This window comes from Kribbella sindirgiensis, from assembly GCF_004331435.1.
In the GTDB taxonomy this organism is placed as follows: Bacteria; Actinomycetota; Actinomycetes; order Propionibacteriales; family Kribbellaceae; genus Kribbella; species Kribbella sindirgiensis.
Genome location: NZ_SJKA01000009.1, coordinates 230,451 through 256,484 on the forward strand (window position 1 = coordinate 230,451; position 26,034 = coordinate 256,484).

Consider the following 26,034-nt stretch of genomic DNA (forward strand, 5'->3'; position numbering starts at 1 on the left):
CACGTCGTGGAGATGTTCGACCCCGCATTCCGGCAGGCCTTGCAACGCTACGACGACGGTACGGCGGAACGCGCCGACCTGAAACTGCTCACCAAGGAACTGTTGCAACGCCTGGTCGCGAAGGCGCCCGGCCATGCGGTGGAGGTGCGGATCCCGCCGTACGGCGCCGTGCAGTGCATCGAGGGCCCGCGGCACACCCGCGGTACGCCGGGCGCGGTCATCGAGATGCCGCCGGGGCTGTGGATCGACGTTGCGCTCGGCCGCACCACCTGGCCCGACGCCCGGATGACAGGCAAACTCCGCGCCAGCGGCGAACGCACCGACCTCTCGGCGCTGCTCCCTCTCACCTGACGGAAACAGGTTCGTCCAGGCCGGTCGGGCCTGTCACTATGACTCGGTGGCAGCAAGTCTGAGCGCGCGGCTGGCCCGGTTGCGCGTCGATCTGACTCCGTGGCGTGGTTCCCGCGATTTCCGCATCCTGCTCGTCGCGGGGTCGATCTTCTTCCTCGGCGGCATGGTCGGGTACGTCGCCCTGCCGTACCAGCTCTACCAACTCACCGGCTCGAACTTCGCGGTCGGCGCGATGGGCCTGGTGACGATCGTCCCGCTGGTCGTGTTCGGCCTGTACGGCGGTGCGCTCGCGGATCACGTCGAACGCCGTACGCTGCTCGTCGCCACCGGCCTCGCGCAGGTCGTGATCTCCGCGCTGATGGTCGCGAACACGCTGCTCCCGAACCCGCAGGTCTGGCTGATCTACGTCTGCGGCGCACTGAACGCGATCGCGACCTCGCTGCAGCGGCCGTCGCGGGAGGCGCTCCTCCCGCGGGTGGTGAAGCACGCGGAGATCCCGGCCGCGGTCGCACTGAGCTCACTGACCTCGCAGATCGGGCAACTCGCCGGCCCGGCGCTGGGCGGTGTGCTGGTCGGTTCGGTCGGCGTGACCTGGGCGTTCTCGGTCGAGCTGGCCGGGATCGTCTTCGCGACGTTGCTCTACACGCGGCTGGGTTCGTACCGCGCCGGCGAGCACTCCACGGCGCCGAGTCTGCGCGCGATCGGCGGCGGCATCGTGTACGCGTTCCGGCGCAAGGACCTGCTGGCGACGTACCTGGTCGACATGGTCGGGATGTTCCTGGCGATGCCGATCGTGCTGTTCCCGGCGTTCGCGACGGACATCCTGAAGGAACCGAAGCTGCTCGGCCTGCTGTACAGCGCGGAGGCGATCGGGGCGATGTGCGCCAGCCTGACCAGCGGCTGGGCGAAACACGTCCATCACCAGGGACGGGCGGTGGTGCTGGCCACGATCGGCTGGGGCGCCGCGGTCGGGATCGCCGGCCTGGCGCCGAACATCTGGTTCGCGATCGTGTTCTTCGCGGTGGCCGGCGCGGCCGACATGGTGTCCGTGCTGTTCCGCTCGGTGATCTGGAACCAGACGATCCCCGACGAGATGCGCGGCCGGCTGGCCGGGATCGAGATGCTCGGCTACTCGCTCGGCCCGCTCGGCGGTCAGGCCCGCTCCGGGCTGGTCGCCGACCTCACCACGGTCCGGACCGCGATCGTCAGCGGCGGCGTGCTGTGCGTCGCCGGCGTGGTCGCGACGTCCGTCTGGCTGCGCGAGTTCTGGCGGTACGACGCCCGTACCGACGAACACGCGGTCCGCGAAAGGGAGCTCCGGGCGGCGGGCTAAGGTTCGTGCCATCATGCGTATCCGCCGAGTGACCGCTTCCGCGCTGACCGTCGTACTTCTCGCAGGCTGCAGTGGACCGGCGGACGAGACGTCGCCGAGTGTGCCGCCGCTGGTGTCGATGAGCACAGCACCGAACTCCGAGACCCCCTCGCCGACTCCTTCCGCGACGCCTTCGGTGGCGCCGTCCGAGACCTCCAAGGTCGCGGACACCCTGTGCGTGCGGATGAACCCCACCTTGGTGCAGACGACGCTCGGGGTGCCCGTCGCGAACATCCAGCCCAAGGCGCCACCGGCCGAGCTCGACATCCCGACGTACGACGTCTGTCAGTTCTCGCTCAGCGCCAGCCCCAACGGACCGGTGCTGCGGGTCGGGGTCTCGGTGCTTCCGGCCACGCAGGCGACGCTTGCGGCGACCAAGAAGGCGTACCTCGCGAATCCGCGCGATCCTGCGCTGCCCGCCAAGGTCGGCCAGGGCGGATACGGCACGAAGACGTTCATCGTGTTTCTGCTGGGCGGCAAGCTGTACAAGCTCTCCGGGCCGCAGGCGACGGCCGCGAAGTACGTCGTACTCGCTCAGGAGGTTGTGCGGCAGGCGCCCGGGTTGCCGGACGCCGATCGGCTGATCACGCGCTCCGAGTGTGACCGCAGTACGGCGGCGGCCGAGAAGGTCCTGGGCGTACCGGCGATGGCCCGGCGCGACGGTCAGACCCTCGCCGGTGATCTGGTCTGCGGCTGGGTGACCTCGACGAGTGTGATCTCGAGTTCCGCGCGCCGGGAGAAGGACGCCAAGGCGCTGATGGCCCCGATCCGCAAGGCCGCGACCTCGCAGTCGATCCCGCTCGGCGACGAGGGGTACGTCGACACCGCCACCGGCCGGACGACGATCCGCGTCGGCGACGACAAGATCGTCGACCTGGTCCCGCTCCCCGCCCGCAAGCTCAACCCGGACCTGATGACCCAGTTCGCCCTCTCGATCGTCCCGCGCTACACCCGCTGAGCCGCGCTACCTGCGACTTAGTGCCCTGGGCCGGAGGTTCGACGGCGCTTTCGGCGCTCAGGCACGCACCTCGCGGCACTTGCCCAGCGCCCACGATGCTCCGCATCGAGGCCACTGACCAAGCACCCCGATGCACGCACCTGACCACCGAAATCTCACGCCGAACCTCCGACCCAGGGCACTGATCGCGGGTGTTAAGGTGACCGCGCCGTGGTGTTCGGGAAGCCGGTGAAGTACCGGCGCGGCCCTCGCCACTGTGATCGGGATGTGCACCTGTCGTACCCGTGAGGGGACCACTGGCCGCGTGCGGCTGGGAAGGTCAGGCCGGTGGACGCGGTACCCGTCAGCCAGGAGACCGGCCACGGCGTTGACCCGTCCACGAGGTGCTGGAGGCACGGTCCGCCCATGGCCGCCGTACGTGTAGTTGCTGCTGTCCTGTCGTTGTCGCTCCTGGCCGGCTGTGGTCCGGCCGCCGAGGCCGATTCCGGTGCGCGCTCGATCACCGTGCAGAACTGCGGGATCGACGTCACCGTCGACGGTCCGCCGAAGCGCATGTTCGCGGCGTACCAGCCGGCCATCGAAATGGCGCACGCGCTGGGTATCTCGGACCGCCTGGTCGGTACGGCGTACCTGGACGCCGAAGTGCTCCCGGAGTACGCCGGAGCGCAGGCGAAGGCGAAGTACTTCAAGAACCTGCCGAGCCGCGAGGAACTGCTCAGTCTGAACCCGGACTTCGTGCTGTCCGGCTTCAACGACGTGTTCAGCGCCGCCGGCAGCGACTCGAGCTTCGGGAGCCGGAAGAGCCTTGCCGACCTCGGCGTCCGGACCTGGATCTTCAGCCCACTCTGCCCGACCGCCGACGGGAAGGGTGACGAGGCGATCGACCCGTCGACCGTCTCGATGGACAACGTGTACGCCGACCTGCGGGACCTCGGCCGGCTCTTCGGGGTCGAGGACCGGGCCGCGCAGGTGATCGCCGACCAGCAGCGCCGGATCGCGGCGGTCGAGACCGCGGTGAAGGACGCGCCGCGGCCGACGGTGGCGATCGTCCGGCCCGGGCTGGAAGGTGGACAGCTCACGGTCTCGGGCGGTCCGGACTTCGGGACCGTGCTGATCCGGCAGGCGGGCGGCGTGAACGCGTTCGCCGACCTGAAGGCGAAGCGGAACGTGAAGATCAGCGTCGAGGAGTTCATCAAGCGGGACCCGGACTACGTGCTGGTCAGCGGTTGCTGCGACGCGTCCCTGACGCCCGCGGCATCGCAACCGGACGTCGACAAGATCCTCGGCAATCCGGCGTACGCGAACCTCAAGGCTGTGCGGGGCAAACGTGTGATCCCGTGGCTGTTCGCCAACCACTCCGCCGGTGTCCGGGGCGCGTACACGACCGAGAACCTGGCCCACATCCTGCATCCGGACCTCGTCAATTGAGGCGAGCCGCGGGCCTCGCGGTCTGCGTCGGTGTCCTGGTGCTGGTCGTCCTGCTGTCCTTGTGTGTCGGCAACCGGTGGGTCGGAGCGGGTGACGTCTACCGGGCCTTGCTGGACTTCAGCGGTAGCGACACCGACCGCGTGGTCAGGTACCTGCGCGTGCCGCGGACCGTCGCGGGGCTGCTCGTCGGGGCCGCGCTCGGGTTGTCCGGCGGGCTGATGCAGGGCGTCACCCGCAACCCGCTCGCCGATCCGGGAATCCTCGGTGTGAACGCGGGTGCCGCGGTGGCCGTGGTCGGGGCGATCGGCCTGCTCGGGGTGCACAGTCTGACCGGCTACGTGTGGTTCGCGATGGGCGGTGCGCTGGTAGCGACGGTCGTGGTGTACCTGATCGGTGGTGCCGCCCCCGTGAAGCTGGCGCTGGCCGGAGCGGCGATCTCCGCACTGCTCGGCTCGATCACCTCGGCCGCGACGTTGCTCGATCTCTCGACCTTGAACGAGTACCGGTTCTGGGTGGTCGGGTCGTTGTCGCTCGCCACCGGCCCGATCGTCGCGCAGGCCGTCCCGTTCGTTGCCATCGGCACCGTTTTGGCCGTCGTGCTCGGTCGGTCGCTCAACCAGCTCGCGCTCGGTGACGAGCTGGCGCAGGCGTTGGGGACGCGGATGCACCTGGTCCGCGTGCTCGCCGGGTTCGCGGTCGTGATCCTGGCCGGTACGGCGACCGCGATCGCCGGCCCGATCGGCTTCATCGGCCTCGCCGTACCGCATGTCGCACGGCGGATCGTCGGTCCGGACTATCGGCACCTGCTGCCGTGGTCGATGGTGCTCGCGCCGATCGTGCTGCTGCTCGCCGACATCCTCGGGCGGATCGTCGTACGGCCCGCGGAGCTGCAGGTCGGGATCGTCACCGCGGTGATCGGCGCGCCGCTGTTCATCGCGCTGGTCCGCCGCCGGCGAATGGCCGGGCTGTGAGGAGCGTCGTGGTCTCGACGGCCGGGTGGCTGCTCACCGCGGTGATCGGGGCGTTCGCGCTCACCCGGGGCGATTACGCGTTGCCGTTGGCCGACGTACTGCGGACTCTGGCCGGTCACGGCACGCTGATCACGTACGACGTCGTCGTCAACAACCGCCTGCCGCGCGTCCTGGTCGGCATCGGCGTCGGTACGGCGTTCGCGGTGTCCGGAGCGATCTTTCAGCGGCTCGCCCGGAATCCGCTGGTCAGCCCGGACCTGATCGGGATCAACGCCGGCGCCGCGCTGGCCGCCGTCCTGATGATCACTGTGCTCGGCAGCGGCTGGATCCCGCTCGGTGCGCTGACCGGGTCGTTGCTGGCGGCAATGGCTGTGTATCTGTTGGCCTATCGCAACGGGGTTTCCGGGCATCGGCTGGTGCTGGTGGGGATCGGTGTGACGGCGATCATCGGCTCGCTGACGGCGTACTTGCTCACGCTTGCGGACATCTACACGGCCAAGGCCGCCTCCATGTGGCTGGCCGGGAGTCTCGCTGGGCGGTCCTGGACGCATGTCGTCCTGGTCGGAATCACGGTCGCGGTCGGCCTGCCGGCCGCTCTGGCTTCGACGCGGCAGTTGCGGTTGCTGGAACTCGGCGACGACCTGGCCCGGGCGCTAGGCGGACGTGTGGAGCTCGCTCGCGCCGCCTTGATCGCAATCGGGGTCGGGCTAGCAGCGCTAGCGACTGCTGCCGCAGGGCCGGTCGGGTTTGTGGCATTGGTGGCGCCGCAGTTGGCGCGCCGGCTCGTCCCGCGACGGCCCGGACTACTGGTCCCGGCGGCCATCGGGGCCTTGCTCGTGGTCGCCTCGGACCTGCTCGCCAGGACGGTGGTCGCGCCGGCGTCACTGCCGGTCGGGGTGGTCACCGCGTTCCTCGGAGCCCCCTACCTGCTCTTCCTCCTCACCCGCACGAACCGGATCTAGCCGGCTCCAAGGGGGTGAGGTAGCCGACCAGGGCTTGGTTGAGTTCGGTGATCCACCGTTCGCGGTGGGCGGCGGGCGTGGTGACGATGGTGCCGAGCAGGGCGGCGAAGATCTGGGTGGCGACAGCCGCCGTGGTTTCGAGGCGATCCGTCGGTAGCCCGGGGTAGCGCGCGGCCAGGACCTCGGCGACGCGACCGGTGACGGCCTTCTGGAGCGCGCGGGTCGGCGCGGTCAGCTTGTCCGGTAGGTCGCCGCTGCCGAACAGGGCCTTGAATCCCGGGTTCTCCAGGTTGACCTCGACCATCGGGCGGATCATCCGGTCGACCAGTTCGGGCAGCGGCAGTTGCGCCGTACCCGGGTCGAAGGCCTTCTGGTGCGCGGCGGCGAGCTCGCTGCGGTAGCGCTCGGCGAGTGCCTCGGCAAGGGCCTCCTTGTTCGCGAAGAACTGGTACAGCGTGCCCGGTGAGACACCGGCCTGGCGGGCGATCGCGTTGGTGGTCGCCTTCGCGTATCCGGCCTCGGCGAACACCACGGCGGCGGCGTCGAGCAACTGCACCATCCGCCGCTGCCCGCGTGCCTGGCGACGCGGCTCCTCGGGCATGAGCGGACCTTCCGTTGACAAACGCGAGTAAATGCTCGCATTTTCTGTATGCGAGCAACTGCTCGTGTTTGATCATCCTACCCCCGCTCGCCCGGAGGTCCGCCATGCCCCGAACCACCCCGCCGGAACCCGGCTTGCTCGAGCGTCTCGGTCGGTTGGTGGTTCGGCGCCGGCGTGCTGTCGTGCTGCTCTCGCTCGTCCTGACGGTGCTCCTGCTCGCGGTCGCGGCCGGCGCGCTCAACGCCCTCTCGCTGTCCCGGATCGCCGATCCGGCCGCGGAGTCGGATCGCGCCCGCCGAGTGCTCGCCGACCAGTTCCGGACCGGTCCGCCGAACCTCGCGTTCCTCGTGACGGCGCAGACGGGAACGGTCGACGATCCCGCCGTACGGGCCGCTGGTGTTGGGCTGACCAATGACATCGCGCGGCAGTCCGGGGTCGCCGAAGCAGCGTCGTACTGGTCGCGCGCGGACAGTCCGGCGTTGCGCAGCAAGGATTCCCGGCAGGCGCTGATCCTCGTCCACGTGCCGGGCGACGTGAACGAGGCGCGTCAGCGGGTCGGTGAGCTCGCCGAGCAGTACGCCGGGTCACGCGACGGAGTCACCGTACAGTCGGGCGGTCAGGACGAGGTGTTCCGCGAGATCGGAGCCCAGGCCCGTGCGGACTTCCTGCGTGCCGAGCTGGTCGTGATCCCGCTGGTGCTCGGCTTGCTGATCCTCATCTATCGCAGGGTCTCGCCGGCGCTCGTGACGCTCGGCGTCGGCCTCTTCGCGGTCGGCGGCGCGCTGGCCGGGCTGCGGGCGATCGCGACGTTCACCGAGGTCTCGACGTTCGCAGCCAACCTCGCGCTGGTGATGGGACTGGCGCTCGGCGTCGACTACTGCCTGTTCGTGATCGCGAGGTTCCGCGAGGAGCTGGCGGCCGGGGCCGAGGTCGACGACGCCGTGGTGGCCGCGGTTCGTACGGCCGGGCGGACTGCTTTCTTCAGCGGCCTGACGGTCGCGGTCTCACTGCTTGCGCTGCTGCTGTTCCCCCTGTCGTTCCTCCGGTCCTTCGGGTACGCCGGTGTACTCGTCGTCCTGTCCGCGCTGATCGGTGCGCTCGTCATCCTCCCGGCCGCGCTCGCGCTCCTCGGCCGCCGAGCGGTCCGTCCCGTGGCGACAGGCTCCGGCTCGGGCCGCTGGGCCGCACTCGCGACCGCGGTGATGCGCCGCCCGGCACTCATCGGCGGCGCCGTCCTCGCACTCATCCTGCTGCTCTCGTCGCCGGCCTTGGGCCTGCGCCTCGGCCTGCCGGACGCCCGGATCCTCCCCGCGGACGCGAGCAGCCGGATCATGGCGGACCAGGTGCGCGAGAACTTCGGCCAGGAGGAGTCCGATGCCTTGTACGTCGTGATGCCCGAGATCACCGATCCGGCGCGATTGGCGCCGTACGTGAAGACTCTCGGGCAGCTGGACGGGGTGGCGCAGGTCGACACCTACGTCCGCAACGGCGGGGCGTACCTGACGGTCATCCCGACCGGCGAGGCGCTCGAGGGTGACGTCGGGCACCTCGTCGAACAGGTCCGTGCGGCGGAGGCGCCGTACCCCGCGATGATCGGTGGATCGCCGGCCGAGATGTCGGACTGGCGTGCGGCACTCACCGAACGGATCCCGCTGGTGCTCGGGTTGATCCTGCTGCTCAGCGTGCTCGTGCTGTACGTCGCGACCGGCAGTGTGCTGCTGCCGTTGAAGGCGACGGTGCTGAACCTGCTGAGCCTGGGGGTGATGTTCGGCGTCATGGTGTGGGTGTTCCAGTACGGCAATCTGTCCGGGCCGCTCGGTTTCACGGCGACCGGCGTACTCGAGGCGAGCATGCCGACCCTCATGTTCTGCATCGTGTACGGACTGTCGATGGATTACGAGGTGTTCATCGTCTCGAGGATCCGGGAGGAGTACCTGCGGACCGGGGACACCGAGCGGGCAGTGGCGATGGGGCTGCAGCGATCGGCGCCGTTGGTCACGAGCGCGGCCGCCGTCCTCGCGCTGTCGTTCGCGGTCTATGCCGGCGGCGGGGTCGTGTACCTGAAGATGATCGGGATCGGGATGGCCGTCGCGGTGCTCGTGGACGCGACGGCGATCCGGGGCGTGTTGTTGCCCGCGTTCATGAAGCTCGCCGGGCGGGCGAACTGGTGGAGTCCGATCAGCTGACCTTTGCGATCGTGGCGATGGCTTCGGTGATCTCCGTGGGGGTGCGGGCCGCGTAGCCGAGGACCAGGCCGGGAGGGTGCGGGAGCTGGCAGTGCCACGAGAGTGGGTGTGCTTTCACGCCTGCTTCCAAGGCGGCCGCGGCCAAGGCAGTGTCGTCTCCCTTGGTCAGGGTGATGGTGAGGTGCAGGCCGGCGGCCGCGCCGTGGATGGTTGCGGTGGGCAAGTGGTTGCGGATGGCGTTGACCATCGCGTCGCGGCGGGTGCGGTGCCGGCGGCGGAGGAAGCGGAGTTGGCGCTCCAGCTCGCCGGACTCCATCAGGGCGGCGAGGGTGAGCTGCGGGAGACCGGCATTGCCGAGATCCGCCAGGCGCTTGCGAGCGATCAGTTCGTCCTTGTACTGCGGGGGCGCGAGCATCCAGCCGATCCGCAGCGCCGGGGCGAGCAGTTTGGACACGCTGCCGGCGTAGATCACCTGGTCGGGCAGCATCGCGCGGAGCGCCGGGACCGGCGGCCGGTCGTACCGGTGCTCGGCGTCGTAGTCGTCCTCGATGACCAGTCCGCCGTCCTTCGCCCACTCGATCAGCTCGCGCCGCCGTTCGCCGTCCAGTACGACCCCGGTCGGGAAGTGGTGTGCCGGCGTCACCATCACCGCGCCCGCGCCGGAATTCCGCAGTACGTCGACCTGCAGGCCGCGGTCGTCGACGGGGATCGGCGGCGTCCGCATGCCCCAGTTCTGCAGGTGCTGACGGGACCCGAGCGAGCCGGGGTCCTCGACCGCGATCTCGTGGATGCCGTGCCGGTCGAGCATCTGGGCCACCAGCCCGATCGCCTGGGCCACTCCGGCCACGATGATCAGGTCGTCCGGGTCAGCGGCGATCCCCCGGTACTGCGCCAGCCACGCCGCGACCGCGCGCCGCAACGTCGGCGTACCCGCGGGATCGCCGTACCCGAACTCCGCCGACTTCAGGTCCGCCAGCACGGCCCGCTCCGCGCGCAGCCAGGCACCCCGCGGGAACGCCGCCAGGTCCGGGACCCCTGGTGTCAGATCGATCCGCGCCGGGACCGCCCGCAAATTGTCGAAGATCTCGTCATCGAGATCGGCAGCTCGACAGGAGGTAGTGCCCAGAACCTCCTCGTCTGGAGGCACGCTAGGCGGGCGAGGGCGTGTACGTAGACGAGTACGTACTGTCGCGCTGCCCATGACGATGGTCCCGCGGCGGCCGTGGGCGGAGACGTGGCCGTCCTCGGTGAGGCGCTGGTACGACTCGGTCACCACGCCCCGGGAGAGGCCGAGGTCGGTCGCGAGGGTCCGGGTCGAGGGGAGGCGGGTGCCGACCGGGAGGTGGCCGGTGGAGATCGCCGTCCGCAGGCGGTCGGTGAGCCAGTCCGCCAGACCGCCGGGCGGTGCTTCGGACGGGTCCAGCTGAAGGAAGTCCGCCCCGCCATTGGACCTGCCACTTATCGCCGGATTGGACCTGTTCACAGGACCATTGTGGCGCGACCTTGGAGGTATGGGAACCGACTACGTCCACGGCTACACCCCGGCGGAGACCCGCCGGCTGTCCGACCAGGCCGGCACGCTCGCCGACCTGCTGCACGGCGGCACCACCTACGCACCCGGCAGCCGCGTACTGGAAGCCGGCTGCGGTGTGGGAGCGCAAACCGTTCAGCTGGTCACTCGAAGCCCCGGCATCGACCTGGTCTCGATCGACATCTCCGAAGCATCGCTCGCCCAGGCCAAGGCACGGGTCGCCGACCACGCGCCGCACGCGACGGTCGACTGGCGGCACGCCGACCTCCACGACCTGTCCGGCGAGAAGTTCGACCACGTCTTCGTCTGCTTCGTCCTCGAACACCTCCCCGACCCTGCTGCGGCGCTCACCCGGCTTCGGGGCCTGCTCGAGCCCGGCGGCACGATCACCGTGATCGAGGGCGACCACGAGTCCGCGTTCTTCCACCCGCGCAGCGCGCAGGCCCAAGCCGTCATCGACTGCCTCGTCGACCTGCAGGCCGCCGCGGGCGGCGACTCGCTGATCGGCCGTCGGCTCCAGCCGTTGCTCGAGCAGGCCGGGTACGACGACGTACAGGTCGGGCCGCGCACCGTGTACGCCGACCAGAACCTCCCGCAGCTCGTCGACGGATTCACCCGCAAGACCTTCATCGCGATGGTCGAGTCGGTCCGCGACCGCGCCATCGCCGCCGGTCTGCGGACCGAGGCCGAATGGGCCGCGGGCATCCGCGACCTCGAGAAGTCCGCCGCGCCCGGCGGCACCTTTCACTACACCTTCTTCAAAGGAGTGGGACGGACATGATCGCTTTTCTCGTCCTGATCGCAGTCATCTGCTGGGCCCTGAATCGCAACCAGCGCAGGGAAATCCGGCCGACGGTCGGCGGCGTCACCGACCGGGACCTCGAACGGCTCGTCGCCGATCTCAGGTCTTGTTCATGAACGCCTGGTAAACACTTGGGTATGGCCCCGACTGAGCAGCTCGAGATCGAGACGAAGTACGACGTCGGCACCAGCGTGGTCCTGCCTGCGCTGCACGAGCTGCCCGGGGTCGCGAGCGTCGCGCAACCGGTCGAGCTCGATCTGGAGGCGGTGTACTACGACACGGCCGAGCTCGACCTGGCCGCTCACAAGGTGACGCTTCGACGGCGGACCGGAGGTGAAGACGACGGGTGGCACGTGAAGTTTCCGGGGTCCTCCGGCGGACGGCTCGAGGTTCGGCACCCACTCGGCCGGTCCGTGCGCAGCGTGCCGATCGCAGTCGTCCGTACGGTCCGCGTGCATGTCCGCGACCGGCCGTTGACGCCCGTCGTGACACTGCAGACCCGGCGCATCGTCCATCGGTTGCTCGACGCGGACGGCGGCGTCCTCGCGGAGGTCGCCGACGACCACGTGACCGCGACGGTTGAGGGCGGCGAGCCGGAGAGCTGGCGCGAGGTGGAGGTCGAGTTGGTCGACGGCGACCGCCTGCTGCTCGAGGACGCGGGTGAGCTGCTCGAGTCCGCGGGCGCCCGTCCGGCGAGCGGTCCGAGCAAGCTGGCGCGGGCGCTCGGCGATCGCGTTCCGGCGTACGACGAATGGACCTTGCCGAAGAAGCCGCGGACCTCGGACCTGTTCCGTGCGTACGCCGGCGCGCAGGTGCAGGCGATCCGCGAACGGGACCCCGAGGTACGGCGGGACGTTCCCGACTCGATCCACAAGTTCCGGGTCGCGACGCGGCGGCTGCGGTCGGCGCTGGCGACGTACCGTCCGGTGATCGACCGTACGGCCGGGGACGAGCTGCGGGCCGAGTTGAAGTGGCTGGCCGGTGAGCTCGGGGTCGCCCGGGACGCGGAGGTGCAGCGCGAGCACTTCGCCGCCGAGGTCGCGGAACAGCCGGTCGAGCTCGTGATGGGACGCGTCGCGGGGCGGATCGACGACCATCTGCGGCGGGTGTACAAGGACGGGCGTGCCGGGGCGCTGGCCGCGCTGGAGAGTCCGCGGTACTTCAGGCTGCTCGACGCGCTCGACGACCTGATCGCGAAGCCGCCCGTGACCGGCGACGACCGGAAGGCGAGCAAGCAGATCGGCGAAATCCTCGACCACGACTACCGGCGGATGCGCAAGGCAGTACGCCGTTCGCAGCAGGCCGAGACCGTCGCGGAACAGGACCACGAGCTGCACGAGGTACGAAAGTCCTCGAAACGACTGCGGTACGCCGCGGAGTCCGCCGTACCCGTCCTGTCCGGCGCCGCCGACCTGGCGGAGCGCGCCGAAGAGGTCCAGGAGATCCTCGGCGAACACCAGGACTCGGTCGTCTCCCGAGAACTCCTCCACCACCTGGCCCTGGAGGTCTACGCCGAAGGCGGCAACCCCTTCACCTACGGCCGCCTCCACGCCGTCGAAGAATTCCGCGGCAACACCTCCCGCGAAGCCTTCTACAAACTCTGGCCCACCCTCAAATTCAACTGACCTTTCCGGCAAGGCCTGGAACGTGCGAGACGGACCCGGGCGGGAGGGTGCCGGGTCCGTCTCGTGGGGCGGGGGTGGGGCTGCCAGGCAGGTCCGCGTCACTTCAGCAGGGCCTGCCTGACAGGTCTTTCAGTGGGAGACCGCCTTCTCGGCGCCCGCTCCGGTCAGGGAGCGGACCTCCATTTCGGCGAAGCGGTCGACGTCGACCTGCTCCTTGCTGGTGACCGTTCCGAGCCAGCCGAGGACGAACGCCAGCGGGATCGAGACGATGCCGGGGTTGTCCAGCGGGAACCAGTGGAAGTCGATGCCGGTGTCGGTGATCATCGACAGGCTCGCACCGGTCTTCTTGTCCACCTTGCCGGAGACGACCGGGCTGAAGATGATCAGGATGATCGTCGAGGCCAGACCGCCGTAGATGCTCCACAGGGCGCCGCGGGTGTTGAAGCGCCGCCAGAACAGCGAGTACAGGATCGTCGGCAGGTTCGCACTCGCCGCGACCGCGAACGCGAGGGCCACCAGGAACGCGATGTTCTGGCCGTTCGCGAAGATACCGCCGATGATCGCGACGATCCCGATCACGACCGCGGTGTACCGCGCCACCCGGACCTCACCGTCGCCGCTGATCTGGCCCTTCTTGATGATCTGGCCGTAGATGTCGTGCGCGAACGACGTACTCGCGGTGATCGTCAGGCCGGCGACCACGGCCAGGATCGTCGCGAACGCGACCGCCGAGATCACCCCGAGCAGCACCTCGCCGCCGAGCTCGAACGCGAGCAGCGGGGCGGCCGAGTTCGCCTTGCCGGGCGCAGCCCTGATCGCGTCCGGTCCGACGATCGCGGCAGCGCCGTACCCGAGGACCAGCGTGAACAGGTAGAAGATGCCGATGATCCAGATCGCCCAGCTGACACTGCGCCGGGCTTCCTTGGAGTCGGGCACCGTGTAGAACCGCATCAGCACGTGCGGCAGGCCGGCGGTGCCGAGCACCAGGGCGAGCGCGAGCGAGATGAAGTCCAGCTTGGTGACACCAGTGACGCCGTACTGGAGACCGGGGCTGAGCAGCTTCTCGCCGGCCGCCGGGCTCTTGTCGACGGCCGCACCGAGCAGGCCGGACAGGTTGAAGGTGTACTTCGCCAGCACCCAGATCGTCATGATTCCGGCGCCGATGACCAGCAGGACGGCCTTGACGATCTGCACCCAGGTGGTGCCCTTCATGCCGCCGACGAGGACGTAGGTGATCATCAGGATGCCGACCACCGCGATCACGATGCTCTGCCCGGCCCGGTTGCTCACGCCGAGCAGCAGGGCGACCAGACCCCCGGCGCCTGCCATCTGCGCCAGCAGGTAGAAGAAGCAGACGCCGAGGGTCGAGATCGCGGCCGCCATCCGGACGGGCCGCTGCTTGAGGCGGAACGACAGTACGTCGGCCATCGTGAACCGACCGGTGTTCCGCAGCAGCTCTGCAACTAGTAGCAACGCAACTAGCCACGCGACCAGGAAGCCGATGGAGTACAGGAAGCCGTCGTACCCGTTCAGCGCGATCGCGCCGGCGATCCCGAGGAACGACGCAGCGGACAGGTAGTCGCCGGCGATCGCGATGCCGTTCTGCGGGCCGGTGAAGGACCGGCCGCCGGCGTAGAAGTCGGCCGCGGTCTTGTTGTTCCGCGACGCCCGGAAGACGATCGCCAGCGTGGCCAGCACGAACAGCGCGAAGATCGCGATGTTGACGGTCGGGTTGCCGATATCCGTTGCCATCGGCAACATGAGCGGGGCGGTCACTGCGGTTCTCCCTCGATCTGGTGGCGCAGCTTCTCGGCGTCCGGGTCGATCCGGCGGTCCGCCCAGCGGACGTAGATCATCGTGATCGCGAACGTCGACACGAACTGCCCGAGGCCGAACAGCAGGGCCACGGTGATGTTCCCGCCGACCTTCTGCGACATGAACCCGTGCGCGTAGTCGGCGAGCAGGACGTAGACGAAGTACCAGACCAGGAACAGCGCGGTCATCGGGAACACGAAGCGCCGGAACCGGCGACGCAACTCGGAGAAGTCCGGTGACAACTGGACATCCCGGTACGACGTCAGGTCCGAATCGCGCATATCACTCATCGCGAGACCTCCACAGAGGGGACAGTGCCGGGCGGAAAGGAGCCGGCGAGGTGCTGGCTCGTACTGTGGCCCGGGTCACGGCACTCTCAACAGCACCGGCGCGCACCGCGTCGCTCAGCGGAGCACACCAGTCGTTCGGTGGATCACTCAACTGCGCCGAGCGGTAGGAATCACGCGACGAACGGCTACCTGCTCGGCAGGCCGCGGTCCACGTCGACCGCTTCGGGGGTGTGCAGGCGGACCATGCTGCGGGCGGTGCCGGCCGGGATGCGGTGCGGGGTCAGCTTCGAGACCACGATGACGGTGAGGAAGGCGAGCGGCATCGTCCACGCGGCCGGCTGACCGACGAGTGCCCGCGGCCAGCCGCCCTCTGGCGCGCCGGCCACGTTCACGAGGGCGGCCGCACTGGCCGCGATCCCGCCGACGACCAGCCCGGCCGCGGCGCCGGTCGTCGACATCCGCCGCCACCAGATCCCCAGTACCAGCAGGGGACAGAACGTCGACGCGGCCAGCGCGAACGCGAGTCCCACGGTGTCCGCGAGGCTCAGCGCCCCGGTCACCGTGAACGCCAGGTACGGCACGATCATCGCAATCAGCGCCGCGATCCGGAAGCTGTTCACCGCGACGTAGTCGCCACCGGTCCACCGGTGCAGCCGGCTCCGCAACAGGTCCTGGTCGATCACTCCGGCGATCGCGACGGTCAGCCCCGACGACGTCGACAGGAACGCCGCGAACGCCCCGGCCGCGACCAGTGCACCGAGCAGATCGCCTGTGGTACCAGGGAAAACTCGCCCGGGCAGCTCCAGTACGACGGTGTCCCCGCCCGCACCCACCAGGTCCGGTGCGAACGTCCGGCCGAGGACGGCGTACATCGGGGGGAAGAGGTAGAACAGCCCGAGCAACGCCAGGACGACGACGGTCGTACGCCGGGCCGCGCGGCCGTCGGGATTGGTGTAGAAGCGGACCAGGACGTGTGGGAGCCCCATCGTCCCGAAACAAAGGGCCAGGAGCAGCGAATAGGTCGCGTACAGCGGGTGGTCGCGACCGCCCGCGCGGGACAGCGGCTCGGCCCATTCGGCGGCCGCGCCGTGCAGCGAGTCGAGGACGCCGACGGGCTGGTGCCAGGCGAGCAGGATGACGAAGATCGGTGTCGCGAGCGCGGTCAGCTTGAGCCAGTACTGGAAGGCCTGAACGAACGTGATCGACCGCATCCCGCCCGCGGCCACGTTGATCACCACGATCACCGCGACGATCATCGCACCCACCTGCGGTGGCGCGCCCGTGACGGTTTGGACGGCGAGGCCGGCGCCGTGCAGTTGCGGCAGGAGGTAGAGCGTCCCGATACCGACGACGAGCCCGGCGCAGATCCGCCGTACGACGGGGGACTCGAAGCGGGTCTCGGCGAAGTCGGGCAGCGTGTACGCACCGGACCGGCGTAGGGGAGCGGCGACCAGGACCAGCAGCATCAGGTACCCGACGGTGTAGCCGACCGAGAACCACAGCATGTCGGCGCCGTTCACCAGCACCAGGCCCGCGACGCCGAGGAACGACGCGGCGGACAGGTACTCGCCGCTGATCGCCGACGCGTTCCAGCGCGGGCTGACGGCGCGACTGGCGACGTAGAAGTCGCTGGTGGTCCGGGAGATCCGAAGACCGAACAGCCCGATCCCGATCGTTGCCACGACCACCAGTCCGATCGCGGTCAAGCTGATTGCCGGCGACATCGCTACTGCCGCCCCACGAACTCGGTGAACTCTGCTTCGATCCGTTCGGCGTTGCGGACGTAGATGCGCGCGGCGACGTACATGACCGGGTACACCAGGATGCCGAGGACGACCCAGGGCAGCGGCAGACCCAGCACCGACAGTGTGCGGGTCGGCGGGACCAGCCAGAACAGCAGCGGGATGCTGCCGAGCACGAGCACCACACTGCCGATGACGACCAGGGTGAGCCGCAGCTGGGACTGGATCAGCGACTGCATGTAGACCTGGCCGAGGCGGGTCTGCTCGTCGATCTCACGCGCACCAGTGGGCAGGATGGGTCGCCGGGCCGCACTGGTCCGTGGACTGGTGACGCGGACCCTGCGCGGTCCGTCCGGCGTACTCAAGTCATCTCAACGAGGTCGAACGGACCAGGAGGTCGCGGAGCTCGCGCGTGTGCCGGCGGCTGACCGGGAGCCAGTCGTCACCGACCCGGACCGCGCAACGGCCGCCGTCCACCCGCATCTCGTCCACGTGCTGCAGAGCGACCAGGGTGCTCCGGTGGATCCGGGTGAAGCCTGCGTCGCGCCAGCGTTCCTCCAGCGTGCTGAGCGGGATGCGGACCAGATGCGAGTTCTCGCCGGTGTGGAGGCGGGCGTAGTCGCCCTGTGCTTCGACGTACTGGACCGTGGAGCGCTGGACGAACCTGGTGACGCCGGCGAGCTCCACCGGGATCACCTCGTCGTCCGGTTCTTCCGGTGACGGCGGCGCGGGCGGTGCGCCCTGGGCGATCACGCGCTGGATCGCTTGGGACAGGCGTTCCGGCCGCACCGGTTTCATCACGTAGTCGGTGGCCGCCAGCTCGAACGCCGCCACCGCGTGCTCGTCGTACGCCGTGACGAAGACGATCTGCGGGCTCCTGGAGAACTTGGACAGCACCTTGGCCAGGTCGATACCGTCCAGCCCGGGCATCTTGATGTCGCAGAACACCACGTCCAGGTCGCTGGCCTGCAGGATCTTCAGGGCGTCCGGTCCGTTGGTGGCCCTCCGGATCTCGCCGATCCGGGGGTCCTGTTCCAGCAAGTACACCAGTTCGGCCAGGGCCGGCTCCTCGTCGTCCGCAACCAGCGCGCGCAGGGGAGTGTCGGCCATAAGGCGAACACTACGGCGACGCATGCACTCCTGAGGAGTATTTGGGGATGCGGAACGTCACCTTGGTTCCGGCGTCCACGGCGGTCTCCACGACCAGGCCGTACGTGTCGCCGTACACCTGCCGCAGGCGCGCGTCGACGTTGCCGAGGCCCACCGAGTCGCTGCCGGACTCGCCGGACAGGGCCGCCCGGATCACCTCCGGGTCGCTGCCGGCGCCGTCGTCCTCGACGCTGATCTCCGCCTCGTTGATCTGGTCGCGGGCGCGGATCGTGATGTTGCCGACTCCCGTCGTACCTTCCAGACCGTGGCGTACGGCGTTCTCCACGAGGGGCTGGACGACCAGGAACGGGATGACCACCGGGAGCACCTCAGGAGCGATCTGCAGCGACACCTTGAGCCTGTCGCCGAAGCGGGCCTGCTCCAGGACCAGGTACCGCTCCACGTTGCGTAGCTCGTCCGCCAGCGTGGTGTACTCGCCACCACGCCGCAGGGCATAGCGGGAGAAGTCTGCGAACTCCAGGAGCAGCTCACGCGCCCTCTCCGGGTCAGTGCGCACGAACGACGCAATAGCCGCGAGAGCGTTGTAAATGAAGTGCGGGCTGATCTGGGCCCGTAGTGCGCGCAGCTCCGCCTCCATGGCACGGGTGCGCTCCTTGTTGAGCTCTGCGAGCTCTACCTGACCAGAGACCCACCTGGCGACCTCCTCGGTCGCTCTGACGAGTGCCGCGGAGGTGTTGTTGCTGTACGCGACCAGTACGGCGACCACGCGCTCTTCGGTGACGATGGGCGTGACGACCGCTGTACGGATCGGGCATTGCGGGTCGCCGCACGCCACGTCATGCGCACCGAGCACCGCCGTACGGCCGGAGCGGAGTGTCGGAGCGGCGAGGTCCTTGGCGTCGCGGCGGTGGTTGCTCTCGTACGGTCCACCTACGCCGTCCCACGCCAGTACGCCGGAGGAGTCGCAGATCGCGATGGCCGCCGTACCCAGGAGGTCTCTCAGGTGGCGGCTGGCCTTGCCGGCCGCGGCTGGTGTCAGGCCCTCGCGCAGGTGCGGGCTGGCCAACGAGGCGGTATGCAGGGTCGCATACGTCGCCTTGTCGGCCGGAGTCCCGAAATGCTTCCGCCGCCGCGCGAACACCCCCTGACGGTAACCGCTCAGCCCTCTGCGCGCGGCCTGAACGCCTCCAGCGCCTCCGTGTCGGAGTAGTTGTGCAGGAGGTACTCCGCAACCCACTCAGGACGCCCCGGGTACGTCGACTCGCTCTCGATCCGGGCTGCGGCTCGGGTGGCGTCAAGCGGTGCACGCCGCAGTTGTACGCCGTTCTCGGTCAGGAGCGCCCAGCTCGGGCCAGGAGCGCCGTACGGCATCCCGACACTGCCTGCGTTCACCACCAGCCGCCGATCGACCTGCCGGGCGAACGGCATATGCGTGTGCCCGCAGACGACGGTCCTGACGTCATCCGGCAGTCCTGTGAACACCTGCGCCCACCGGGAGATCGGGCTGTCCACCAGCACCATCTCCTCGTCGTCGCGCGGAGTGGCGTGACAGAACAACACGTCCCCGACCGTCACCGTCGTAGGCAGGCCGGCCAGCAACTCGACCTGGTCCTCCCGCAACTGCCCAGCAGCCCAAGGACTCACCGCATCCGGAGGTTCTGCGGAGTACGTCCCCCGAGCCATCTCCACCAGCTCTCGGTCCGCGTTACCGCGCACCCACACCACCCGCTCGCCCAGCCCAGTCAGCAGATCCAGTGTCTCCACCGGCTGCGGCCCACTGGCAATGTCCCCCGCCAGCACGATCAGATCAGCCGCCTGCACATCCGCCTCGCCCAGAACAGCCTCCAGCGCAGGCAGTACCCCGTGAACATCAGCCAGCACAGCAACCGTGGTCATGCCCGCAGTCTGCTCCAGAACCCCAGCAGACGTGGGCTGATCTGCTCAGAGCAGATCAGCTGGTGAAGGCGACGTCCTTGGCTGAGGTGATCTCGGTCGCCCGCTCACAGGTGGCGGTGTCGAGCGAGCAGCGGACGATGGTGCTCTTGGTCGACGGCGCCTGACCGCCGCCGGACACGACCGCGACCATGAGGACGTTCCGGTCGTCTTCGGCGGCGACCCGGTAGAAACAGCCGCTCCACTGCCGCAGCACCTTGCCGGTACCCGCGTCCAGCGCGGTCACGATGTTGCTGCAGTAGCCGTCCCCGTACGCCGGAACGCCGATCGCGACCGCACTGTCAGGCGTGAAGCCGCTGATCCGGTAGTCGCAGGTCTGGAATCGCTTCTTGCCGGTGGCGACTTCGACGACCGTGGAGCAGCCGTCGCCGTCGTTGTTCGCAGGCAAGGACGCGGCGAGCCGGCCGTCGCCCGAGACAGCGAGTGCCTCGCCCGGGACCGTCATCACCAGCACAGGTGCGGCGGTGCCCGGCGTCCAGGTGTAGAGCTTCCCGCTGCGCTCACTGCCCTTGGCCGTGGCTCGGTAGTACACCGTGCCTTTCGCATACGTCAGGATCTGGATGCTCAGTACGTCGGGGAGCTTCACGGACCGCTCGGAGTCACCGGTGTCGGAGTACAGCGTGGCGCCGTACTCGCCGGACTCCACTGGCGCGGTGACCGCGTACGCGACCGCCGACCCGTCGGGCCGCCCGGCGAGCGTGGTGACATGTGGGACGCGCCGGACCACTGCTCCGGCCGAGTTCAGCTCTGTCAGCTCGCCGCCTGTGGTTGTTGCCAGCACGCCCTGTCCCAGGCGAGCGATGTCCCCGAGACTCTCCGACCCCGGGACCGTCAGCTGCTTTCCGGCTCCACGCACCGTGTGCCAGAAGCGGTAGGTCACCTGAGGGTCCTGTCCCTGCGGCAGTCTGGCCGCCTCCAGAGCAATCGGACCGGACGGCTGCTGCGGCGTCGAAGGCGGAGCCGAGGTGGGCTTCGGAGCCGTCGGTGGCGGCGGCTTCGGGGTGGCCTTCACCGGAGTCGCTGTCGGCGTGGGCGAAGGGACCGTCCGCGGGGTTACTGCGGGCGTCGGGGTGGGACTAGGAGTGCCGCCTAGTGGTGCGGCGTGGTTCGGAGACTCGGCCCGTGGCACTTGCCGGGCCGCAACAGCTCCGCCGGCGGCAACAGCTGCCACAGCCGTGACCGCCACGACAACGATCATCCGGCCGATGCCCTGTCGCGCCGGCGGAGTTGTCACCTCAGGCGCCGATCAGCAGCTGGCCCTTGGCGAGCGGCGTGGCGAGCTCGCACGCGCCGGTGGTGATGGTGCAGCGGACAATCGAGGCCGGTGTCTCATCGCCGGTGTCGGCCAGCAGGAGCAGGTGCTGGTCGTCCTCGGGGATCGCCTGCCGGAACACACCGGACCATTCGTGCAGCAGGCTGCCGTTCTTCGCGTCCAGAACCACGGCGATGCCGTCGCCGTACCCGTCCTGGTACTTCGACCCGCCGATGACGGTGGCGCCGTCCGGTGTGAAGCCGGTGATCATGTAGTCGCAGGTGCGCCACAGCCGCTTGCCCGCGGGCACCGTGAGGAGGCTGCTGCAGCTGCTCTGGTCCGCCAGAGTCGTCAGCGAACCCGCCGTACCCGCACTGGACACCGCCAGTGCGCTCGGGATGCTCTTGAGCAGGGTGGCCTTCGACTCGCCGGGTGTCCACTCGTACAGCGCGGAGGGACCGTCCTGTTTGGTGGAGGCGTCGAAGTAGACCTTGCCGTTGACGTAGGCCTCCAGCGTGGTGTTCCAGATGTCCGGAACGGTGGTCTTTTGCAGACCGCCCTGCCCTTCGGCCTGCTCGGCGTAGATGGTCGCACCGGGGATCTCCTCGCCGGTGTCCTTCAGCTTGGTGCCGGCGTACGCCGCGGCGTTGCCGTTGTCGGTGGTGACGATCTGGGTGATGTCGGGGGTCCGGCGGGTGACGTTGCCCTCGCTGTCGAGGGTCAGCATCTCGTTACCGAAGCCCTTGGTGACGACCGCCAGCGACGACCCGCCGAGCCGCGCGACCTCCTGGATGTCGGTGGTGCCGGGGACCTTGACGTCCTCGCCGGCGCCGCCGCGGATGGTCCGGCCGGTCAGGTAGGTGATCTGCGGGGTCCGGCCGGGGGTGAGCTTCTGCAGGTCGATCTTCGTCTTCACCAGGCTGGCCGTCGGCTTGGACGAAGGAGTGGCCGACGGCGTCGGCGTGGGCTTTGCCGTGGGCGTGGGGGTCTTCGTCGGAGTGCTCGTGGCCGTCGTCGGGGAACTGGACAGCGGAGCCGCGTCGGCCTCCGCGTTGGCCTGCGGGCCCTGGCGCCAGGCGAGGGCCCCGCCGCCCGTGACGGCGGCGACGGCAACAGCCGCTACGAGGGCGACCAAGCGGCCGTTCTGCACTCGCATCGTCGATCTCCTCAACTGAATCATGGTCCCGCTGTCGAACATGAGACGTCGGAAAATACTGCTTTGTTCACTCCAGCGAACGGGTCGCAGAACGGATCGAGCATAATTACGCCATGGACCAGCCACCGCGGATCGGCCGGTACTCCCTGGTCCGCCGGGTGGGTGCCGGGGGTTTCGCGACCGTTTGGCTGGCGCGCGACGAGCAACTGGACGCCGAGGTCGCGGTCAAGATCCTGTCCGACAACTGGGTCGAGGACGAGGACGTCCGCCGCCGGTTCCTGGCCGAGGGCCGGTTCCTGCGCAAGGTCGACTCGCTGTACGTCGTCGGCGTGCACGACATCGGCGAGGCCGACGACGGCCGCCCGTTCATGGTCCTCACCTACGCCGACGGCGGCACGCTCGCGGACCGGATCAAGGCCGGACCGCTCGAGTTCGGCGAGGCCGTCCGGATCATCACCCAGGTCGGCCGCGGCCTGAAGCACCTGCACGCCCGCGGCGTCCTGCACCGGGACGTGAAACCGGCCAACGTCCTGTTCCGCACCGATCCGAACGGCGACCGCGCGATGCTGTCCGACCTCGGTCTGGGCAAATCGCTCGCCGAGGTCTCGCGAATCACGATGCCCGGCGGCACCCCGGCGTACGTCGCTCCCGAACAGGTGATGGGCGAGCGGCTGGACCACCGTGCCGACCTGTACTCGCTCGGTGCGGTCGCGTACGCCGCCTTCACCGGCCAGGCGCCGCACGGGGTGGTGAGCCTTGGTGCGGTGATGCAGATCGACTCACCACCGCCCTCGATGACCACACTGCGCGAAGACGTGCCGGACGCGGTCGACGTCGTCGTACGGCGTGCTCTCGAGCCGGACCGGGACAAGCGCTGGCCCGACCTCGACAGCTTCCTCAACGCCCTGCGCGAGGCCCACACCACGGGCAAGATCCCGCCGGGGCTGGTGCCGGCCGCGGAGATGCCCACACCGGCCGCCACTACCGCTCCGGTCGACCAGGCCACCGCACTGGCCAGCGCAAGCCAGTCCACCGTGGCTGCGAAGCCCCAGCGCCGCAGGCGAGCAGGTGTCTTCACAGCACTCGCTGCGGTGGTGCTGGCAGCAGGCGGCGGGTACGGCGGCTATCAGTACGTCCTGACCCGCCCGGTGAAGGTGGAGAACGGAAACCTGTCCGTCAAGGTCCCCCGCCAGTGGGGACAGCAGGCGAACGGGGACCAGTCGCTGGTTGTCAGCACGGACACCTCAACGTGGCAGACCAACCCGAACACCGAAGGCGTCTACGTGGGGCTGGTGGATTCCGCAAGCCTGCCGACGACTGCCCCCACTCCTCCTGGCTGCGCCCCGGAAGGTGAACCGGAGCGGGACGGGGATCGGGCCGTCACCTTCAGGTACAGCTGCAGCAACGTGCCAACCGTGCTGGAGCAGTACAAGAAGGTGAACGACACGACCCTCCTCCGGGTCCAGGTCCGTGACGACAACCCGCAAGGGCGTCAAGCGGTAGTGGATTCGGCGACGTACGAGCCCTAAGGCACCAGGGACGTCAGGGACGAGATGGTTGCCTTGTGCATGCGGGGGATGACGTTCAGGGTGGCGGGGTCCGACGCATACAGGTGTGAGCCGGACTCGTAGACCAGGTACGCGGTGCCGTTGTACTCCGTGATGCCCTCGGTCATGCTCGGGGCGCGGAAGCAGCTCAGCGCCGCCGCGTCCAGGTCCTTCTGACCGCGCTTCACCACGTAGATGTTGCTGCGGTTCCCACGCCCGTACGACGTGCTGTAGATGAAGTGGTTGGCGGTGATCGTCAGCCCCTGCGTCTTCGTCGGGATCTCCCAGGCGCCGGCCAGTGTGGTCAGGGTGCCGTCGTCCGCGATCTTGTACTCGTACATGGTCCCGCGGCCGTCCGCGTTGAACGTCCCGGAGAACAACGAGTCCCCGTAGCTCCCGATGAACGACGACCCGGCCACGTCACGCGCCGTACCGACCTGCGCGAGGTACGGCGTACCGGCGGCCTTCAACGCGTCCCGCAGTTCCGTCAGCCGGTACTTGCGGATGCTGCTGCCCTGGCCGGACACGAACGCCCAGCCCTTGCTCACGGTGATCCCGCCGACGTGGGACTCGGCGATCGCGACCACGCCGACGGTAGCGCCGGTGGCCGGATTGATGCCGTAGATCTGCGAGTCGGCGCCCTCGCGGTACGAAGCGATCAGGATCAGGTTCGTGCCGGAGCCGTCCCAGTTGTACCAGGTGCCGGCGCCCTGCGGGGTGTGCGTGCCGAGGTTGGGGATGCTCGCGCTGTTGCTGAACCGCGCGTCGTACTTGTAGGACGCGGACGGTCCGTCGTAGAACGTGGAGCCGCCGCTGGTCGAGGTGTCACAGCTGATCGCGGCGTGCGCAGGCAGCGTGCTCGTGAGAGCGGCAGCTGTCGTGATGATGGCGGTCGAGATGGCAAGAACGCGCATGAAGACCTCCGGAGGTTGGGCGGAAACCTACGAGATTTTCAGAGTAAATCGGCAATGAGTAACGCGCGAGGGTTCACCGGGCGTCAGCTTCGCGAACGGACGCCGTACGGTTGTCGCATGAGCGATCTGTCAGCGGCGATCGACCGCGTTCTGCCCAGCGTCCGTGCCGACCTCGAGGACCTCATCCGGATCCCGTCGGTCAGTTACGAACCGGCCCGTGCGGCCGATGTCCAGCGATCCGCGGAGGCGACCGCGGCGTTGTTCGAGGCCGAGGGCTTCACGGTGAAGATCGTCCGGGCCGGTGAGGGCGCGCCCGCGGTGATCGCGAAGAAGGCCGCGCCGGCAGGCAAGCCGACGGTGCTGCTGTACGCGCACCACGACGTCCAGCCGACCGGACCGGTCGAGCAGTGGACGTCGGACCCGTTCGAGCCGACCGAGCGCGGCGACCGGCTGTACGGGCGGGGCGCGGCCGACGACAAGGCCGGGATCGCGGCGCACCTGGCCGCCGTACGGGCCTTCGGCAACGATCTGCCGGTGGGCGTGACCGTGTTCGTCGAGGGCGAGGAGGAGATCGGCTCACCGACCCTGCTGCAGTTGCTGGACGAGTACTCCGACGACCTCGCCGCCGACGCGATCGTGATCGCGGACTCGGGCAACTGGGATGTCGGCCGGCCGGCGCTGACGGTGTCGCTGCGCGGTCTGGTCGAGGCGTACGTCGAGGTGCGGACGCTGGATCATGCGGTCCATTCCGGATTGTTCGGCGGGCCGATCCCGGACGCGCTGTCGACGTTGTGCCGGCTGCTCGCGACCCTGCACGACGACAAGGGCGACGTCGCGGTGGACGGTCTGCACGCGTCCCGGGCGGCCGATGTGGAGTACCCGGAGGATCGGCTGCGGGCCGAGTCGAGCGTGCTCGATTCCGTCCGGCTGACCGGTTCGGGTTCGCTCGTCGACCGGTTGTGGACCCGGCCCGCGATCGCCGTACTGGGGATCGACGCGCCGACCGTCGCGGAGGCCAGCAACACGCTCGTGCCGGTCGCGCGGGCCAAGGTGAGCCTGCGGGTCGCGCCGGGCGACGACGCGATCAAGGCCAGCGCGGCGCTCAAGGAGCACCTCGAGAACCACGCGCCGTGGGGTGCCCAGGTCACCGTCACCGAGGGGCAGAACGGTCAGCCGTGCAGCGTGAACGCGCGCGGCGCCGGCTACGAAGCGGCCCGGGCGGCCTTCCGGACGGCGTGGGGTGTCGACCCGATCGACATGGGGATGGGCGGCTCGATCCCGTTCATCGCGGAGTTCCAGCAGACCTTCCCGCAGGCCTCGATCCTGGTCACCGGGGTGGAGGATCCGGACACCCGCGCCCACGGCATCGACGAAGGTCTGCACCTCGCGGAGTTCACCAAGGTCTGCCTCGCCGAGGCCCTGTTGCTGCAGAACCTCGCAAACCAGGCGTGACCCACCTTTCCGGCGA

At 69.2% G+C, this 26,034-nt stretch carries 24 protein-coding genes and 1 riboswitch; of the genes, 12 read left to right on the plus strand and 12 right to left on the minus strand.

From position 1 onward, the window contains the following. Positions 1–12 precede the first annotated feature (12 nt). From E0H50_RS26010 to E0H50_RS26035, 6 genes are all read left to right on the plus strand, one after another. Positions 13–351 (plus strand): sterol carrier family protein, encoded by a 339-nt coding sequence (locus E0H50_RS26010; protein WP_131293193.1) that lies wholly within the window; start codon positions 13–15, stop codon positions 349–351. A gap of 46 nt (positions 352–397) precedes the next feature. Then, positions 398–1,684, plus strand: a complete 1,287-nt coding sequence (locus E0H50_RS26015) for an MFS transporter (RefSeq protein ID WP_131293061.1) — start codon at positions 398–400, stop codon at positions 1,682–1,684. Positions 1,685–1,697: 13 nt separating this feature from the next. After that, positions 1,698–2,681, plus strand: coding sequence for a hypothetical protein (locus tag E0H50_RS26020; RefSeq protein WP_131293063.1), 984 nt, complete (start codon positions 1,698–1,700; stop codon positions 2,679–2,681). A 194-nt stretch (positions 2,682–2,875) separates the two neighbouring features. Beyond that, positions 2,876–3,059, plus strand: a riboswitch (cobalamin riboswitch). A 27-nt stretch (positions 3,060–3,086) separates the two neighbouring features. Next, positions 3,087–4,109, plus strand: coding sequence for an ABC transporter substrate-binding protein (locus E0H50_RS26025; RefSeq protein ID WP_131293066.1), 1,023 nt, complete (start codon positions 3,087–3,089; stop codon positions 4,107–4,109). Continuing rightward, positions 4,106–5,080, plus strand: coding sequence for a FecCD family ABC transporter permease (locus E0H50_RS26030; protein ID WP_131293068.1), 975 nt, complete (start codon positions 4,106–4,108; stop codon positions 5,078–5,080). Before E0H50_RS26025 ends, E0H50_RS26030 begins: the two co-directional genes overlap by 4 nt. Next, positions 5,077–6,042: a FecCD family ABC transporter permease gene (locus E0H50_RS26035; protein WP_131293070.1), complete on the plus strand. Its 966-nt coding sequence runs from the start codon at positions 5,077–5,079 to the stop codon at positions 6,040–6,042. The genes E0H50_RS26030 and E0H50_RS26035 overlap by 4 nt, the downstream gene beginning before the upstream one ends. On the opposite strand, the gene E0H50_RS26040 is transcribed toward E0H50_RS26035, so the two are convergent. Next, positions 6,020–6,643, minus strand: coding sequence for a TetR/AcrR family transcriptional regulator (locus tag E0H50_RS26040; protein WP_202868337.1), 624 nt, complete (start codon positions 6,641–6,643; stop codon positions 6,020–6,022). The genes E0H50_RS26035 and E0H50_RS26040 overlap by 23 nt on opposite strands. 104 nt (positions 6,644–6,747) lie before the next feature. Here E0H50_RS26040 and E0H50_RS26045 point away from each other — a divergent pair, with 104 nt between their 5' ends. Continuing rightward, a complete protein-coding gene (locus tag E0H50_RS26045; protein ID WP_131293072.1) occupies positions 6,748–8,829 on the plus strand; it encodes an MMPL family transporter in 2,082 nt (693 codons plus the stop codon). On the opposite strand, the gene pdxR is transcribed toward E0H50_RS26045, so the two are convergent. Then, complete coding sequence (pdxR, locus tag E0H50_RS26050; protein WP_131293074.1) at positions 8,822–10,312, minus strand: MocR-like pyridoxine biosynthesis transcription factor PdxR; 1,491 nt, start codon at positions 10,310–10,312, stop codon at positions 8,822–8,824. The two genes, E0H50_RS26045 and pdxR, sit on opposite strands and share 8 nt — an antisense overlap. A gap of 28 nt (positions 10,313–10,340) precedes the next feature. On the opposite strand from pdxR, the gene E0H50_RS26055 reads away from it, so the two are divergent. Genes E0H50_RS26055 through E0H50_RS26060 form a run of 3 tightly spaced genes read left to right on the plus strand, consistent with a single transcriptional unit; the run spans position 10,341 to position 12,787 of the window. Continuing rightward, positions 10,341–11,141, plus strand: a complete 801-nt coding sequence (locus E0H50_RS26055) for a methyltransferase (RefSeq protein WP_131293076.1) — start codon at positions 10,341–10,343, stop codon at positions 11,139–11,141. Continuing rightward, entirely contained in the window at positions 11,138–11,278 is a 141-nt protein-coding gene (locus E0H50_RS43125) for a hypothetical protein (RefSeq protein WP_165547302.1), read from the plus strand. The genes E0H50_RS26055 and E0H50_RS43125 overlap by 4 nt, the downstream gene beginning before the upstream one ends. Before the next feature lie 21 nt (positions 11,279–11,299). Beyond that, a complete protein-coding gene (locus E0H50_RS26060) occupies positions 11,300–12,787 on the plus strand; it encodes a CYTH and CHAD domain-containing protein (RefSeq protein WP_131293078.1) in 1,488 nt (495 codons plus the stop codon). A gap of 129 nt (positions 12,788–12,916) precedes the next feature. Here E0H50_RS26060 and E0H50_RS26065 read toward each other — a convergent pair whose 3' ends face one another. The 9 genes from E0H50_RS26065 to E0H50_RS26105 all read right to left on the minus strand — a co-directional run bounded on the left by E0H50_RS26065 (position 12,917) and on the right by E0H50_RS26105 (position 22,105). Then, positions 12,917–14,548 (minus strand): solute symporter family protein, encoded by a 1,632-nt coding sequence (locus E0H50_RS26065; protein ID WP_131293195.1) that lies wholly within the window; start codon positions 14,546–14,548, stop codon positions 12,917–12,919. A gap of 11 nt (positions 14,549–14,559) precedes the next feature. Beyond that, positions 14,560–14,892: a DUF485 domain-containing protein gene (locus E0H50_RS26070; RefSeq protein ID WP_131293080.1), complete on the minus strand. Its 333-nt coding sequence runs from the start codon at positions 14,890–14,892 to the stop codon at positions 14,560–14,562. A gap of 185 nt (positions 14,893–15,077) precedes the next feature. After that, entirely contained in the window at positions 15,078–16,616 is a 1,539-nt protein-coding gene (locus E0H50_RS26075; protein ID WP_131293082.1) for a sodium/solute symporter, read from the minus strand. 2 nt (positions 16,617–16,618) lie between these two features. Next, positions 16,619–16,999: a hypothetical protein gene (locus tag E0H50_RS26080; protein WP_131293084.1), complete on the minus strand. Its 381-nt coding sequence runs from the start codon at positions 16,997–16,999 to the stop codon at positions 16,619–16,621. Between the two features lies 1 nt (position 17,000). Continuing rightward, complete coding sequence (locus E0H50_RS26085) at positions 17,001–17,744, minus strand: LytR/AlgR family response regulator transcription factor (RefSeq protein WP_131293086.1); 744 nt, start codon at positions 17,742–17,744, stop codon at positions 17,001–17,003. Between the two features lie 10 nt (positions 17,745–17,754). Then, complete coding sequence (locus E0H50_RS26090) at positions 17,755–18,885, minus strand: histidine kinase (RefSeq protein ID WP_131293088.1); 1,131 nt, start codon at positions 18,883–18,885, stop codon at positions 17,755–17,757. A gap of 17 nt (positions 18,886–18,902) precedes the next feature. Continuing rightward, the gene (locus tag E0H50_RS26095) at positions 18,903–19,640 is read right to left on the minus strand and encodes a metallophosphoesterase family protein (protein ID WP_131293090.1); all 738 of its coding nucleotides are present in this window, start codon (positions 19,638–19,640) and stop codon (positions 18,903–18,905) included. 55 nt (positions 19,641–19,695) lie between these two features. Beyond that, positions 19,696–20,577, minus strand: a complete 882-nt coding sequence (locus E0H50_RS26100; protein ID WP_131293092.1) for a hypothetical protein — start codon at positions 20,575–20,577, stop codon at positions 19,696–19,698. A 355-nt stretch (positions 20,578–20,932) separates the two neighbouring features. After that, entirely contained in the window at positions 20,933–22,105 is a 1,173-nt protein-coding gene (locus E0H50_RS26105; protein ID WP_165547303.1) for a hypothetical protein, read from the minus strand. Between the two features lie 113 nt (positions 22,106–22,218). On the opposite strand from E0H50_RS26105, the gene E0H50_RS26115 reads away from it, so the two are divergent. Beyond that, positions 22,219–23,634, plus strand: a complete 1,416-nt coding sequence (locus E0H50_RS26115; protein ID WP_131293098.1) for a serine/threonine-protein kinase — start codon at positions 22,219–22,221, stop codon at positions 23,632–23,634. Here E0H50_RS26115 and E0H50_RS26120 read toward each other — a convergent pair. Further along, positions 23,631–24,566, minus strand: a complete 936-nt coding sequence (locus E0H50_RS26120) for a hypothetical protein (RefSeq protein ID WP_131293100.1) — start codon at positions 24,564–24,566, stop codon at positions 23,631–23,633. The genes E0H50_RS26115 and E0H50_RS26120 overlap by 4 nt on opposite strands. A gap of 117 nt (positions 24,567–24,683) precedes the next feature. Between E0H50_RS26120 and E0H50_RS26125 the strand changes: the two genes are divergently transcribed. Beyond that, positions 24,684–26,018 (plus strand): dipeptidase, encoded by a 1,335-nt coding sequence (locus E0H50_RS26125; protein WP_131293102.1) that lies wholly within the window; start codon positions 24,684–24,686, stop codon positions 26,016–26,018. Positions 26,019–26,034: the final 16 nt, after the last annotated feature.